The sequence below is a fragment of the Streptomyces sp. NPDC002835 genome (assembly GCF_053591995.1).
Genome location: NZ_JBSFUW010000005.1, coordinates 182,816 through 198,291, shown reverse-complemented (window position 1 = coordinate 198,291; position 15,476 = coordinate 182,816). Strand labels below are relative to the sequence as shown.

The window sequence follows — 15,476 nt, the reverse complement described above, 5'->3', positions numbered from 1 at the left end:
CGCCCCTCTGCTCCCTTCCCCGGCTGCGAGTGGTCAGACCCGTGGGTTCCGGTGATGCGCCGGTCAGCCGGTGCGGCGGGTGCGGGCCAGCGCCAGGCAGCCCAGGACGAAGCCCAACAGGCCCACCACCAGCGCCACGACGGCCCCGCCCAGCCCGTTGCCGGTGCCGATCCCGCCGGAGGAGGTGGCCACGACGAGTCCGCCGAGGGCCATGCCGATCGCCCCCGCCACCAGGGCCACCGTGGCTCCGAGCCGCCCGTTGCCGGTGCCGAAGCGACCGGTGGGGCGGGCCAGGGCCAGGCCGCCGACGACCAGACCGAGCAGGCCGATCAGGGCGGCCGTACTGGCGCCGAGCCGCCCGGCGCTCATGGCGTAGACATCGGCGGCGGCCGGTGCGGCGAGCCCGGTTCCGGAGATCAAGGCGGCTCCGGTCCCCGTGAACACACTGCGCACTGACATGAGGTGCTCCTCTTCTACGACTGGATGTCGCCCGATCATGTCCGCCGATCCCAACGCCGGTCGTCCGGCAGGCGCAGACACTTCGCGCTGCCGCCGACGTCGTAGGAACCATGAACGTACTGCGGCCGCGGTAGTCGGCCGCTCGTCCCCGAGCGGGACTCGCCCGGTGGCGGCGTCCGGCTAGGGTGCGCGCATGAGCACAGGACGCCCCGGTGTCCCGGCCGGTGTCAGGGACTGGGCGATCGCCGTCGGTGTGGCAGCGACGCTGCTGGTCACCGGGGTGTCCGGGCAGCACTCCAGCACGGTCCCCGATCTGCTCGGCCATGCGCTGCTGGTGGCCGGCGGCCTGGCGCTGGTCGGGCGCCGCCGGGCGCCGGTTCCCGTCCTGGCCGTCACCGGGCTGTGCGCGGCGGGTTACCAGGCGGCCGGTTTCGACGTCCCGGCCGTCGCGTATCTGTTCGCGGTGTACGCCGCCGTACGGGAGGGGCACCGCGCCGTCACGGTGGCGGCGAGCGTGGCCATGCTCGCCGCACTCCCCCTGGCGGCCCTCGCCTCCGGGCTGCGCGACACAGGTGAGGTGCTCGCGCAGGCCAGAGGCGCCCTCGAGATCGCCTGGCTGGTCGCGGCCGGCGCCGCGGGGGAAGCGCTGCGGCAGGCCGAGCGGCGGGCGGACGAGGCCGAGCGCACCCGGGAGGAGACCGCGCGGCGGCGCGCCGACGAGGAACGGCTGCACATCGCGCGGGAGTTGCACGACTCGCTCGTCCACCAGATCTCGATCATCAAGGTGCAGTCGGAGGTCGCCGTTCATGTGGCCCGCAAGCGCGGCGAGGAGGTGCCGGCGGCGCTGCTGGCGATCCAGCAGGCCGGCCGTGAGGCGACCCGGGAGCTGCGCGCGACCCTGGAGGCGCTCCGCGACGACGACAGGACCCCGCCGCGCGGTCTCGACGACGTCCCGGAACTGGTGGAAAGGGCCCGGACGAACGGCCTCGACGCGGCGCTGACCATCGAAGGGCCACGGCACGACATGCCGGCGGCAGTGGACCGGACCGTCTACCGGATCGTTCAGGAATCGCTCACCAACGTCGCCCGCCACGCCGCCGCGGCCACGGCGTCGGTGCGGATCGACTACGGTCCGGACGCCCTGACCGTACGCGTCGACGACGACGGCAGGGCGACGCCGGCCGCCGCCCCGACGCCGGGTGTCGGGCTGCTCGGGATGCGCGAACGGGTCACCGCGCTGGGTGGCCGCCTGCGCGCGGAACCGCGCAGCGAGGGCGGCTTCACCGTCCACGCGGAGCTCCCCGTGGACCGGACGCCGTGATCCGTGTCCTGCTGGTCGACGACCAGCCGCTGCTGCGCAGCGGATTTCGCGCGCTCCTCGACCTCGAGGAGGACATCGAGGTGGTGGGCGAGGCCGGTGACGGCGAAGCGGGGCTGGCGCTGGTGAAGGAGCAGCTGCCCGACGTGGCACTCGTCGACATCCGGATGCCGGTCCTCGACGGCATCGAGACGACCCGCCGGATCGCCGCGGACCCGGCCCTGAGCGGGGTGCACGTCGTCATCCTGACCAACTACGGCTTCGACGAGTACGTGTTCAACGCGCTGCGGGCCGGGGCCGCCGGATTCCTCGTCAAGGACATCGTTCCGGAGGACCTGCTGCACTCGGTGCGTGTCGCCGCACGCGGTGACGCCCTGCTCGCGCCGTCCATCACCCGTAGGCTCATCAGCCGGTACGTCGCCCAGCCGCTCGACACCGGTGCGGACACGGGCCTGGAGGAACTGACCAACCGCGAGCGCGAGGCCGTCGCCCTGGTCGCACGGGGCCTGTCCAACGACGACATCGCCGACCGCATGGTGATCAGCCCGCTGACCGCGAAGACCCACATCAACCGGGCCATGACCAAGCTCCGCGCCCGTGACCGCGCCCAACTGGTGGTCCTCGCCTACGAGTCCGGCCTGGTGGCCCCCCGCAGCCGCTGACCCAGGCCCGCGACACGGGCCCGGGGCGGCGGCTCGGGACACAGGCACGGACCGGGATCGGTCAGCCGCCGTGGGGTTTGCCGAACTCTTCGATCAGCACGGGATACTGCTCGCCGCCGTGTCCGGCGGCGATCGCGCGGTCGGCCATCGCCTTGAACAACTCGAGGCCCAGGGGCCCGCGCCGACTACATCGACGCGGCCGAGCACATGGGCGGCGACGGCTGTCCGCCCTGTGACGATGCGGGCCTGGAGCCCCTCCCCGCCTGAGCAACCGGGGTTCCCGCCACCTGCGGCCGCGCTGCGGGCGGCCGGGCGATGACCGCCGGAAGGCTTCCGCCGGAGTCGTTGTCAGTGGCCTGTCCTAGAGTTCCCGGCAGTTGATCACTGCGGGTGCAGGAGGCACACATGGGGTGGGTGTCGGCCGGCGGCTATGAAGTCGCTCTCGACGACGGCAAGGTGGTGTGCCGCAATGCGGCGGGGCGGCGGTTGAAGTCCGTGCCGCCCAAGATCGCCGACGATCCGGCCGTGGTGGGCCTGCGGCAGCTCGTCGAGTGGCTGGAGCGGCACGAGCGCGGGTGTCTGGCGGACGTGGAGCGGTGGATGGTGCGTTCGCTGCCTGTGCCGTTCGCCGTCCTCGCGGGCGTGTGGCCGGATCCCGCCTGGCAGGCCGCGCTGCGCGACCTCGTCGTCACCGGGGAGGACGGCGAGGTGGCCGGCTTCCTTCGGGACGCCGATCCGGAGCGCGGTCTGGGCCTGGTGGACCTGGACGGGGACACCGTCCGCATCACCCCCGCCCTGGTGCGCCTGCCGCACCCGGTACTCCTCGACGATCTCGAGGAGTTGCGGGAGTTCGCCGTCGAGCTCGGTGTGGAGCAGCGCGCCCAGCAGTTGTTCCGTGAGGTGTGGCGGCGGCCGGCCGCGGTCGACACCGAGGCCACGTCCGTCGAGGAGTACGCGGGCGGTGTCTTCAAGGAACTGCGGTTCCTGCACGGCCGGGCGACCCAGCTCGGGTACCGGGTGCGAGCGGGTCACGCCGTCTGCTCCGTGCTGGAGGACGGCCGCGGTGTCGAGGCCCGGGTGTGGGTGGGCGACTACGACGGCTACGAGCAGACGGAGACCGGGTCTCTGGTGTTCACCGACCCGGCCGGCCGTGTGCTGACGTTGGGTCAGGTCGGGCCGGTGGCCTGGTCGGAGGGCATGCGCATGGCGGCCGCGTTGTACGCGGGGCGCGACATCGAGGACGAGGAGCAGGCGGCATGACGACGTACGACGAGACCCTTGCCGCGGCCCTGCTCGACGCGGGCGCCGTCCTGCCCCCGGCGACCACCAACCGGGACGACGCCGACATCCTGACCGTGCGGACGTACACCCACCCCGCGCTGGACGAGCGGAAGGTCGTCCGGCTGGTGCCGGGCATGCTGGGTGAGGCCGAGGACCTGGCTCTGGACTTCCTCGGACTCGTCCGGCAGCCGCTGACGCCCGAGGTCGGGCAGGTGCGCCGAGAGACGCTCGGCTTCCCCGCCTGGGCGCTGGTCAACGACCCGGCGAACGGGCACCACGCGCTGGCGCTGGTCAAGGACGTCGAGCGGCTCGCGCGGCAGGCCAAGTCCCGCCCCGGTACGGCCAAGGAGGGCTTCGAGGCGCTCGGGGAGCGGCTGGGCCGTGCCGTGCCGCACTTCCTGCCGACCTTCTACGAGCAGGCAGCCCGCGTCTTCCTCCAGCACGAGAACACCACCTACGCGGCCGCCTTCTTCGGCAAGGCCCGCGAGGCCGAGCGGGTGCACGGGCTGACCGTGGACGAGGAGCGGCAGCGCGCGGTGTTCCTCGAGTTCGCCTTCGCCGGCGCGCTGACGGTCAAGGCGCTCAAGGAGTACGTGAAGGCCCTCGCGACGCGGCTGAGTCCCGCCGCGGCCTGGGCCCAGTTCCGGCAGCTCACCGTGGAGCGCTGCGCGGCGGGCATGCCGCCGTACGCCTCGCTGCCGCAGGACGCCCGCGGGCTGATCAAGGCGGCAGGGCTGGACCGGGTCACCGAGGAGTGCGCCCTCGTCGCCGACCTGCTCGCCTCCCCCGCGGCGGTCCGCGCGCCCGCGTCCTTCTGGAACGCGTACCGGGCGACGCTGTCCGTCCTGGCCGGGCAGCAGCCCGCCGTCCGGGTCCGGCTGCTGGAGATCATGCCGGCGGGGCTGGGCGGGTCCACCGAGGACGACGAGTTCTGGCTGACGCTGCTCGCGGAGACCGGGGCGGACTCACTGCTGACCGGCGAGGCCGGGGCGGCGGCAGAGGAGGTCGACGCGGCGGACTGGCTCAGCCGCTGGGCCGCGTACCGCAAGCACGGCAGTACGGTGAGCGGGCGTTCGCCGGCCACGCTCGCGCTGGTCGAGCGGATGGTGCCGCGTCTGCGCGCCCAGGGCCGGCCGGTGGACCTGTTCACGGGCCGCTGGCACGCCGGCGCCGATCTGGATCTGCTGGACCTGTGCGTCGCGGAGGGTGTGCCGCTGACCCTTCCCGGCCCGGACAAGGACGTCTTCCTGCCCCTGAACCAGTGGCTGCGGGAGACGCTGCCGGGCCGGCGGGATCTGACCGCCGTCGCCGCGGACGCCCGCTGCCGGCGCCTGCTGTACAGCTCCGTCGGCACGCTGAGCGGCCACCATCCGGACGCCGAGCTGCTGAAGAGCCTGGCCGGCCACCCCGTGCTCGCCGACGTGCTGCGCGAGTGGCTGGACGACGCGGCGGCCGAGCTGGCCGCCGCGGCCGCCCTGCCCGCGGCGCGCGCCGCGCTGGAGCGGATGCGACCCTTCCGTACGGTCGCCGCCCAGGTCGGCCCGGCAGCCGTCGCCCAGGTCGCCGCGCACGAGGTCACGCCGCTGCTCGGCCGTACCCTGCGCGCCGGCCTGCTGGACGAACTGGGCTGGCCCGCCCTGGACGAGGCGCTGCGGCGGCTCGACGCCGAGACGCGGCGCGACCGCGACGACACCCTGGCCGTTCACGAGGCGTGGCCCGCGCTGATCCTGTCCCGCAGGCACAAGGCGATCGTCGTCGGCCCGCAGGGAATCCTGCTGGAGCACGATCTGCGCCTGCCCGTGGAGCTGAACCAGTGGCAGCGTCCGTCGTTCCGTTACACGGACGGCGAGCTGCTGGTGATGTGGCATCAGGACAACAAGCAGGTCGGATACTGGTCGGCCCGCCCCGCCGAGGTGTTCCCGCTCACCGGCGAGCGGGTCCCCGGCTGGTACAACCCCCGTGACGCCGGTGAACCGTCGCTACCGATGCCCGGTGGCGGCCGCGCCACCGGTGGCCGCGCGCTGCACGCCGGTGACACCGTCCTGCCGCCCGGCCGCCGAGTCCTCGGCGACGGCACCTCGTACTGGCGGGAGGGCAGGCAGGGCCGGCAGCAGCTGTGGCTCGAGTACGACCCGGTCTCCGGCACGCACGGGCGCGCCTCACTGCCCGCGTTCCTGCGGACCGGCATCCGGGAGGGCGCGACCCTGCTGCAGCAGCAGTGCTCGGTGCTGCCGTTGCAGCCCGGCCTCGAGGACAGCCCGTTCGGCACGGACGGTACGGTCCTCGGCCACTGGGTGCGCACGGAGGGCGAGGGCGGCGAGGCCCGCACGACGGCCGGCACCCCCGACGGGCGGACGGTCTGCCTGCCGGCCGCGCGGGACGGGGTGGCGGGTGTTCCGCTGGGGGCGCTGCGCCTCCCCGGGGGCGCAGCGCCGGTCGTCGTCGCCGTGCACCGGCAGATCGCCCTGCACGCGGGCGAGGCGGGGCCGGGCCCCGCTGCCGGGAGTGCCTCGGGCGCGGCCGTGGAGCTGGGCCGGGTGACGCCGCTGGAACGGGGCGGTGAGTTCGCGGCCGGTACGCGGCTGGTCCCGCCGGTCGCCTTCTGGCATGCGCTGCGGCCGCGTGACGAGGCAGCGTCGGCGCTCCTGCGCGCACTGAGCGACGAACAGGCGGGTGAGTTGCTGCGTACGGGGGCCGAGGCGCTGGCGGAGCGCGCGGCGATGGTGGCCGCTGCCGGGGGGCCGTCGGCCGCCACCGCGACAACCGACACCGAGAAGCCCGTTGTGCCGACCGCCGACGCCTTCCTGCGCGAGGCCGTGTCCCGCTGCCTGCCCGCCCTGACCGAGCCGCACCTACTCACCGGTGTCGCCGCTCTGGTGCGGGCGGTGCTGCGGCTCGCCGAGTCGACCGCCGCGTTCGTGGCACCTCCGGTGGAGCGGCCGCAGGGGGACCGGCGAGGCGTCGAGGGCATGTTCGCCGACCTCAGCCCCGAACACGGCGACGACCAGACGCTGCGCGGCGCGGTCACCGACCTCGCCCCCCAGCAGGGCTGGTGGGGCGGTGGGCGGTGGGGAGCGCTGCGTCAGATCCGCTCCGTCAACCACGTGCTGTCCGGGAAGCCCGCCGACGGCAGGCCGCTGCACAAGGGCTCCCGCCTCACGTCCGGCGGATGGGTCAGCGACGACCGCACGATCCCGGGCAGCGGCATGACCTGGCCGTCCGTGCTGGACGTGCTGCGCCCGCTGGCCTACCGCGCGGCCTCCCCGGTCGTGTCCGACGCGCACCGTGAGGCGCTGCTCCTGCTGCTCGAGGCGGTCGCGGACGGGCCGCTGGCCGCGCCGGGCGGCGGACTGCGCGAGATCGTCCTGAGCGAGCCGCACGACAAGCAGGAGCGCGTCGGCCAGGTCCTGCGGCAGGGCGGCCGAACCGTCGTCGTCATCGGCAATCGGAACGTCGACCGGCAGAGCGGGCGCGTGCACTGGCTGGCGCTGGACCACGATCCGGCCGGACTGTTCGGCGCGGTCGCCCACTTCACGCTGGAGAAGGAGATCGCGCACCCGCCGGTCTTCCCCGCCGACGCGCTCACCGCCGTGACCCGGCTGATCCGCGACAAGGGCGCCGCGCCCTGGCAGCCCGAGGCGCCCGACGCCCTCGCCCACGCGACCGGCGGCGGGCTGGGCCCCCTCCAGGCGGCCCTGCTGCTCGCGGGCACGCCCACGGAGCTGTCCACCGAGATGCTCACGACGATCGGTCTGAAGCCGCGTCAGAGGGATCTGGGCAACGGCCTGCTGGGTGCTCTGTGGTCCGGCCACCGAAATGCGCTCCTCGGCGCCCTGCTGCCCGAGACCCCCGCCGACCTGTGGACGGCCGGCCCGGACACGGCGGCGGCAGGACGCGTGTGGGCCGAGCGGCTCGGCGGGTTCGTCCGGCTGCCCGAGGACCTCATGGCCGACCTCGACCTCGCGGGCGTGCCCGCCGGCTCGGCCGAGGCCGTGCTCAACCCGCGGTGGACCCCCTGGCTCAGCCGCACCACGGTCCAACGCCCCGGCAAGAACGGCGATCTCGTCGCCGCGGACCCCGCCGCCCTGCCGGGGCAGTACCACCTGACGAGTGCCGTGCACACGCTGGCCTCGCTCGCCTACGGCCTGCCCTACGGCCACCCGCTGCGCGCCTCCCTGGTCGAGGGCCTCGCCGCGCTGCGCGGCCGTATCGCCGACCCGGGCCTGCTGATCGACCTCGACATCGCCTGGGCGGAGAAGGGACCGGCCGGACCCCTGCTCCGCAAGGCGTACGGCCTGCCCGCCACCGGGGGCGCCGACGCGGACGGCCTGACCCGGCTGGGCGAGGCCTTGGTACTGCGCCCCGGGTACGGCGACCAGGAGGCCGTGCTGGTGCGCCCGGCCGGACTCGACGGTCCCGACGACGCCGTGTTCGGTCTGGTCGAAGGGCTCGTCGGGGCGGGACGCGGGGAGGGCCTGCGGGCCCTGCGGACGATCCTCGGCGAGGACCTGGCCCGCGCGCTCGCGGCGGGCAGCGGTCCCGAAGAGCCGTCCGCCGGTTACGCGCAGGACCCGACCGCCGGCGTGCCCGAGCTGGTCGGGGAGGCCGCCGAGGCCCACGGCCTGAGCGAGGACGCGGCGGCCCTCTACCTCCAGCTGCTGGCCCTGCCCGACCCCACCGACCGCAACTGCGCCCGCTGGACCGGCTGGAGGCCCGCCCGGATGAAGAAGGCCCGCGCCGAACTCGCGGCCACCGACCTGGTCGTCGAGGCCAAGCGGCCGCGCGCCGGGCGCTCCCTCTTCCTGCCCGGCGGCTGGCTCGACCTCAAGGCCCCCGCGCTGCCGGTGGAGATCTGGAAGGGGGGCCTCTACCCCGTGCGGACCCGTGCCCGCACGGTGCCGCTGGTGCCGGTGCCGGAGCTGTTCGCCCGCGCGGTGGCCCGCGTCCGCGCCGGTGACGCCCCGGCGTACGAGGAGCTCACCACCCGCGCGACCCGCAAGGGCCGCCGCCGATGACCACCGTCCCACCGCAACCGGAAGAACACGCGACGATGACCGCCACGCTCTCCCCCACCTCCCACGACTCCGCTTCTCCCTCTCCCGGCCTCGCCCGCCAGATCGTCCCGCCCGAGGACCGGCACGCCGTCGAGCTGGCCTTCCTCGCCGCCTACGACGACGGGCCGCGTCCGCCGGCGTGGCGGCTCACCCCCCGCGCGGTCGTCACGTTCGTCATGGGCAGCGACGGCCGGGCCCTGAAGTTGCCCGACGGCGCCGCGGTGCCCGACGGGGTGCCGCGCCGCCTCGCCGTCGAGGGCAAGTTCGTCGGCGACCGGGCCCTGGTCGAGCGGTGTGTGGTGACGCTCGCGGGCGAGCGCGGGCTGCTCCTCGTCGGCGAGCCCGGCACCGCCAAGTCGATGCTGTCGGAGCTGCTGTCGGCCGCCGTGTGCGGCACCAGCGGCCTGGTCGTGCAGGGCACGGCGGGCACGACGGAGGACCAGCTGAAGTACGGCTGGAACTACGCCCTGCTGCTGGCCCAGGGGCCCAGCCGGCAGGCGCTGGTGCCCTCGCCGGTGCTGACCGCGATGCGCCGGGGCGCCGTCGCCCGGGTCGAGGAGGTCACCCGCTGCCTGCCCGAAGTGCAGGACTCCCTGGTGTCGTTGCTCTCCGAGCGGCGCATCGCCGTGCCCGAACTGGCGGGCACGGAGGACGCCCTCGCACACGCGGCGCCGGGCTTCTGCCTCATCGCCACCGCCAACCTGCGGGACAAGGGCGTCTCCGAGATGTCCGCGGCTCTCAAGCGCCGCTTCAACTTCGAGACGGTCGGCCCCATCGCGGACCTGGACGCGGAGACCGCTCTGGTGCGCAGTCAGGCCCGGGCGTCCGTCGAGCGGGCCGGGGCGCCCTTCCAGGTCGACGACGCCGTTCTGGAGGCCCTCGTCACCGCCTTCCGGGACCTGCGTGAGGGCAGGTCGGCGGAGGGCTGGGAAGTGGAGCGGCCGTCGACGGTGATGAGCACCGCGGAGGCCGTGTCCGTCGCGGGCGCGCTGGCTCTCGCCGCGGCGTACTTCCCCGGGGACCGTGACGTGCTGGGCCTGCTGCCGGGGCATCTGCTGGGTGTCGTGCGCAAGGACGACCCGGCCGACGCGGCGCGGCTGCGCGGCTACTGGGACGGCCCCGTCCGGCGCCGCGCCGAACAGGGCTCCGCCACGTGGCGCACCCTGTGGGACCTGCGTACGGTCCTGGAGGGCTGACACCGTGCTCCCCTCCCCCGCCGCCGTGACCGGCGCTCCGGACGAGGCGCTGGCGGCGCTCACCGACCCGGCGGCGCCCTACCTCATCGGCGTACGGCACCACGCGCCGTCCCTGGCCGCCGCCGTGCCCGTGCTGCTGGACGAGGCGAAGCCGGACGTCCTGCTGGTCGAGCTGCCGGCCGAGATGCAGCAGTGGCTGCCGTGGCTCGGGCACGAAGAGACGCGGGCCCCCGTCGCGCTGGCCGCCGCCCCCGGTCACGGGGGCGGCGGCCAGGGCCCCGCGTTCTATCCGTTCGCCGACTTCTCGCCCGAACTGGCCGCCGTGCGCTGGGCCGCCCGGTACGACGTGCCGGTGATCGCCTGCGATCTGCCGCTCGCCGACCGGGCCTGGGAGGAGGGCCGACAGGGCACGGCGCCGGGCTCGGGCGAGCCCGGGATCGCCACGGCCCTGCGGGCCCGGCTGTCCGGCCGCGCCGGGGACGATCTCTGGGACCGGCTCGTCGAGGCCACCGCTCCGGGCTCCCCGCCCGAGGCCCTGCGCCGGGCGGCCCTGCTCACGGGGTGGGCACTGCGCGAGGACGCGGCTTCCTCGGGCGGTGTGCCGGAGCTGGATCTGCGGCGCGAGCAGTGGATGCGGGCCCAGCTGGCCCGGGCCACCGCGCGGGGGGAGCGGGCCGCCGCGGTGGTCGGGGCCTTCCACGCCCCCGCGCTGATCGGCCCGGACACCAGGGCGGCCGTCGACCCCACGGAGGCGGTTGACGAGGCGGCAGCGGAGGCGGGGCCCTCCAGCGCGGGCGCAGCCCGTCCCGCATGGACGACGTCCCTCATCCCCTACACCTACGCCCTCCTGGACGAGCGGTCGGGCTACCCGGCGGGCATCCGTGACCCCGAGTGGCAGGACAGGGTGCTGCGGGCGGCGGGCGATCCGGCCGCGCTGGAGGAGGCGTTGACGCGGGCGGCCGTGCGGGTGTGCGCGCGACTGCGTGAGCTCGGCCATCCGTCGGGGCCCGCAGAGGCGCGCGAGGTGACCCGCCTCGCCTCCGACCTCGCCCGCCTGCGCGGACTGCCCGCGGCGGGCCGCGGTGAGCTGGTCGAAGCGCTGCAGACGGTGCTCGCGCAGGGCGAACCGTACGGCCGGGGGCGGGCGGTGGCGCGGGCCATGGAGCACGTCCTCGTCGGCACCCGCACCGGACGCCCCGCCCCGGACGCGCCGCGCAGCGGCCTCGCCCCCGCGGTCGAGGCCGAGGTGGCGGCCCTGGGCCTGCCGGGCCCAGAGGCGGCCGGCCCCGGTGCGGCCCGTGACCTGCGTCTGGATCCGCTGCGCTCGGACCTCGACCGGCGCCGGCAACTGCTGCTGCAGCGGCTGACGGTGTGCGGGGTGCCCTACGGGGAAGCCAAGGAGGTCGTCGCAGCGGGCGGCGCCGAGGCCCTCACCTCGCGCTGGGAGGTGCGCTGGACACCCGCGACGGCGGCCATGCTGACGGCGGCCGGCGTACGCGGGGTCACGCCCGCGCAGGCGGCCGAGGGTGTGCTGCGCGAGCGGCGGCGCGCCGAGTCCGACGCGGGCGGGACGACGTCGGCGCAGGCCCTGGAGGGGCTGGCGCAGGCGGCCCAGTGCGGCCTGCCCGCTCTCGCGGACGAGCGTCTCGAGGACGTCGCGCGGGTGCTTCCGTTGTCCGGCACCCTGTCCGAGCTGCTCGCGGGACTGGCGCTGCTGGACCGGCTGCGCGCCGGTCATGTCCCGGGGCTCGACGCCGACGCGGACCGTACGGCCCGGGCGGCCGCCGTGGCCGAGCAGCTCACGACGGCGGCGGTGCGGCAGGTCGACGGTCTCACCGGGTCCGAGGACCCGGCGGACGCCCACGCCCTGCTCGAACTGGCCCACCGTGCGGACCTGTTGGGCGGTATCCGGCTCACCGACGCCCTCGCCCGACTGGCCGCCGACGGCTCCCCGCTGATGCGCGGCGCCGCCGGAGCTGTACGCGTTCTGCTCGGGCAGGAGGACGCGCGGGACTTCGGTGACCGGGTGGCGTCCTGGGTCGACGGGGCCACCGGCCCCGACGCGCGCTCCGCACTCACCGCCCGGCTCAGTGGGCTGCTGGCCGCCGCCGGGCCGCTGCTGGAGGCGGCGGCGCCCGCCCTGGAACCCCTGCTCGACCGCGTCTCGGAGCTGCCCGACCGGGAGTTCCTCGACCGGCTTCCCGCGCTGCGCGGCGGCTTCGACACGCTGAGCCCGGCCGCCCGCGACCGTCTCCTCGCGACCGTCGAGGAGTGCCTCGACGCTCCGCGCCTCGCCGACACCGACGGCGTCGACCCGGCCGCCCTCGCCGTCTGGACCCGGGCGGACCTGACTGCCCGCGAGAGCCTGCGGTCGCTGGGCCTGCTGCCGCCGCCTGCGGGTGCCGTCGCAGCCCGTACACCGATCTCCGGCGTCTCACCAGTCACCGATGCCCCACTGGCCTCCGACACCTCACCCGTCTCCGACGCATCGCCGCGTTCCGCCGACTCCCCCGACACCTCGCCCGGTTCCGCCGACTCCCCCGATTCGGCCGACTCCCCCGCTGTCCAGGACCGCTTCCTGGCCCCCGCCGACCGCTGGCGGCTGGTCCTCGGCCGTCGCACGAACCGGCTTCCTCCGTCCGCCGCCCCGTTGGCGACCGCGCTCGACGAGCTGTACGGCGCCGGACGCGGAGAGGGCAGCAGAGGCGACCTCGGCGGAGCGGGCGGCGGCCGGGAGGCGCCCTATCCCGGGGTGCGGGAGTGGTCGCAGGAACTGGCGGCGCTGTTCGGGCCGGGCGTCCGCGAAGAAGTCCTGGCGGCCGCCGCCGAGTCGGGGCGCCGGGACGTCCTCGCCGAGCTGGACGCGGACAGCGTACGGCCGTCGGTCGATCTGCTGCGCACCGTACTGCGGCACGCGGGCGGGCTGCCCGAGGCCCGGCTCGCCGCGCTGCGCCCGCTCGTGCGGAAACTGGTCGACGCACTGACCCGCCAACTCGCCACGCGGCTGCGCCCCGCCCTGCACGGCACCGCACTGCCGCGCCCGAGCCGCCGGCCCGGGGGCGGCCTGGACCTGCCCCGGACCCTGCGCGCCAACCTGGCGACCGCGCAGCGCGGCCCCGACGGCACGGTACGGGTCATCCCCGAACGGCCGGTCTTCCGCACGCGCGCCCGGCGGGCCGCCGACTGGCGGCTGGTCCTGGTCACCGACGTGTCGGGATCCATGGAGGCGTCCACCGTCTGGGCCGCGCTGACCGCCTCGGTGCTCGCCGGCGTCCCGACGTTGTCCACGCACTTCCTGGCCTTCTCCACCGAGGTCGTCGACCTGACCGGGCACGTCGACGATCCGCTGTCCCTGCTGCTGGAGGTCAGCGTCGGCGGCGGCACCCACATCGCGGCCGGTCTGCGGCACGCCCGCGAACTGGTCACCGTGCCCTCGCGCACCCTCGTCGTGGTCGTCAGCGACTTCGAGGAGGGCTATCCGCTGGGCGGGCTCCTCGCCGAGGTCCGCGCGCTGGTCGGGGCGGGCTGCCACGTCCTGGGCTGCGCGAGCCTCGACGACACCGGCCGGCCCCGTTACTCCACGGGCGTCGCGGGACAGCTCGTCGCCGCCGGGATGCCCGTCGCCGCCCTCAGTCCGCTCGAACTCGCCCGCTGGGTAGGGGAGAAGATCGCATGAGCCCGGACCTGCCTCCGGTCGCCCCGTCCGTCACCGCCGAACTGGTCGAGGCCCTGTCGGCGCGGCTCCGCAAGCGGCTCGACGCGGGCGTCGCCAAGCTCGCGGCGCGCCCGGCCGTCCGGGACGGCGACACCGTGCGCATCGCCGTGGACGACGACACCGACCTCGAGATACACGCCCCCGGCGGGGTGGTGACCGCGGCGGACGCCATCCGCTGCGGCTGTCTGCTGGCCCCCGACTGCCTGCACCGCGCCGCCGCGGCCTCCGCGGCACCGGTCGCGGACGTGGCCCCGGCGGCGGACGGGCCTTCGGCCACGGAGGGGACGTCGGCCATGGAGGGGACGTCGGCGGCCGACGGGACTCCGAAGTCGGACTCCACGGAGGGGACCGCCTCGCACGACGACGCCCCGGAGGACGCGGCCGCCACCGACGAACAGCGCACCGCCGCACAGGCGTTGTACGACGCCGCGGCCACCGTGCTCGAAGCGGGCACGGACGGAGCCGGCGCCGTCCTCCAGGCGGAGCTGCTGCGCGCCGCGTACACCGCCCGGCTGGCGGGCCTCCCACGGGCCTCCGCGGCGGCGGTCTCCGTGGTCACCGCGGTGCGCGCGGCCCGCTCCGCCGACCCCGCGTACCGTCTCGCCGACCTGGCCGGCGCCCACCGGGACGTCCTCGCCGTCGCCCACCGCCTGCCGCAGGCGACGGGAGCGGATCTGGCCGGGCTGCGCGGCACGGTACGGCAGCCGTACCGCCCCGACGGCTCGCTGCGCCTGTACGGCCTGTTCTCGGAGCCCGTCCTCACCGCGACCGGGTACGCGGGTGCCGTCACCTGGACCGCCGACGCCGAGGGCCGTCTTTACACGGTCGCCGACGTGGCACCGGGCGGCCCCGGGCGGGCGACCGGCGCCGCCGACCGGGCCGTACGGATCGGCGACACCGCCCTGACACACCGTGAGCTGTCCCGTGCGGGCCTCGCCGTCTCCGGCGCCACCGTCTCCCCGACGGGCCGGCTCGGCGCGGGGGCGGGGGTGCGGGCGGTACGCGCCTCCGGCGTCGCGTGGCACGCCGACCCGCTGGAGCTGCTGTGGGCGGTGCCCGTCGCCCAGCAGGTCGCCCGGGCCCTCGACGGCGACGGCCACGACCTGCTGTTCCTCGACGTGACGCTCACGGGCACGGCACGGGAGGCCTCGGGCGACTGTCTGCTGGCCGACAGCGACGGTCTGACGCTCCGGCTCACCACGGCGCACGACAGCCCCGCTCTCCCCTACCGGGACAATCTCCGCCTCCTGGCCGCGGCCCGGGGCAGCCGGCTGCGGGTCATCGCCCGCCTGGCGCCGGGGCCGCTCCCGCGCGCCCTGCTGCTCGCCGCCCAGCACCCCGGCGACCCGGCAGCCCGGGTGGACCTCGGTCTGGACCGCCTCCAGCACGCGGATCTGCCCGCGCAGCGCACACCCCCCGAGAGTGCGGCCGCACCCGCCGTGGACGAAGCCCCGCTGCATCTGCTGCGGCGCCGCCTGCACCAGGCCGTCTCCGGAGGCCGCCGCGTCCTGGCGTTGCCCGGGAGCGGGGCAGGCGACAGCGGCCGGCTCCGCCGGGTCGGTCTCAGTACGGCGGGCGACCTTCTCGACGGCCTCCAGGCGGCCGCCGCGGACCGCTCGCGCGACGCCTTCGGCCGCCTGCTCCCGGCGGACACCGACCGCTTCGCACGCGCGTGGCTGGCGGCCGCCGTCTACACGGACGAGGTGGAGCGGTCGTTGTGCGCCGCCGCGTGGAGCGGGAGCAGGTGAGGTGATATGCCCAGCCCCTGCCGGCGACGAACGGTGCGTCGAC

Annotated in this window: 8 protein-coding genes and 1 pseudogene; 7 read left to right on the top strand and 2 right to left on the bottom strand. The window is 75.8% G+C overall.

Annotated elements, in window-relative coordinates:
- Nucleotides 1-63 precede the first annotated feature (63 nt).
- Nucleotides 64-459: a DUF6223 family protein gene (locus ACWD01_RS07900; RefSeq protein WP_451159221.1), complete on the bottom strand. Its 396-nt coding sequence runs from the start codon at nucleotides 457-459 to the stop codon at nucleotides 64-66.
- A 193-nt stretch (nucleotides 460-652) separates the two neighbouring features.
- Between ACWD01_RS07900 and ACWD01_RS07895 the strand changes: the two genes are divergently transcribed.
- Entirely contained in the window at nucleotides 653-1,780 is a 1,128-nt protein-coding gene (locus tag ACWD01_RS07895; protein WP_451159219.1) for a sensor histidine kinase, read from the top strand.
- A complete protein-coding gene (locus ACWD01_RS07890; RefSeq protein ID WP_451159217.1) occupies nucleotides 1,777-2,439 on the top strand; it encodes a response regulator in 663 nt (220 codons plus the stop codon). Before ACWD01_RS07895 ends, ACWD01_RS07890 begins: the two co-directional genes overlap by 4 nt.
- 61 nt (nucleotides 2,440-2,500) lie before the next feature.
- Here ACWD01_RS07890 and ACWD01_RS07885 read toward each other — a convergent pair.
- Nucleotides 2,501-2,602, bottom strand: a pseudogene (locus tag ACWD01_RS07885) (NAD(P)-dependent oxidoreductase); the annotation flags it as partial.
- Nucleotides 2,603-2,844: 242 nt separating this feature from the next.
- On the opposite strand from ACWD01_RS07885, the gene ACWD01_RS07880 reads away from it, so the two are divergent.
- The 5 genes from ACWD01_RS07880 to ACWD01_RS07860 are packed head-to-tail and all read left to right on the top strand — an operon-like array spanning nucleotide 2,845 to nucleotide 15,433.
- Complete coding sequence (locus ACWD01_RS07880; protein WP_451159215.1) at nucleotides 2,845-3,699, top strand: DUF4132 domain-containing protein; 855 nt, start codon at nucleotides 2,845-2,847, stop codon at nucleotides 3,697-3,699.
- The gene (locus tag ACWD01_RS07875; RefSeq protein WP_451159213.1) at nucleotides 3,696-8,735 is read left to right on the top strand and encodes a hypothetical protein; all 5,040 of its coding nucleotides are present in this window, start codon (nucleotides 3,696-3,698) and stop codon (nucleotides 8,733-8,735) included. The genes ACWD01_RS07880 and ACWD01_RS07875 overlap by 4 nt, the downstream gene beginning before the upstream one ends.
- 35 nt (nucleotides 8,736-8,770) lie before the next feature.
- Complete coding sequence (locus ACWD01_RS07870) at nucleotides 8,771-9,970, top strand: AAA family ATPase (RefSeq protein ID WP_451159211.1); 1,200 nt, start codon at nucleotides 8,771-8,773, stop codon at nucleotides 9,968-9,970.
- Between the two features lie 4 nt (nucleotides 9,971-9,974).
- Nucleotides 9,975-13,646: a vWA domain-containing protein gene (locus tag ACWD01_RS07865; protein WP_451159209.1), complete on the top strand. Its 3,672-nt coding sequence runs from the start codon at nucleotides 9,975-9,977 to the stop codon at nucleotides 13,644-13,646.
- Nucleotides 13,643-15,433 carry a hypothetical protein gene (locus ACWD01_RS07860; protein WP_451159207.1) on the top strand — a complete coding sequence of 597 codons (1,791 nt, stop codon included), beginning with the start codon at nucleotides 13,643-13,645 and terminating at the stop codon, nucleotides 15,431-15,433. Before ACWD01_RS07865 ends, ACWD01_RS07860 begins: the two co-directional genes overlap by 4 nt.
- Nucleotides 15,434-15,476: the final 43 nt, after the last annotated feature.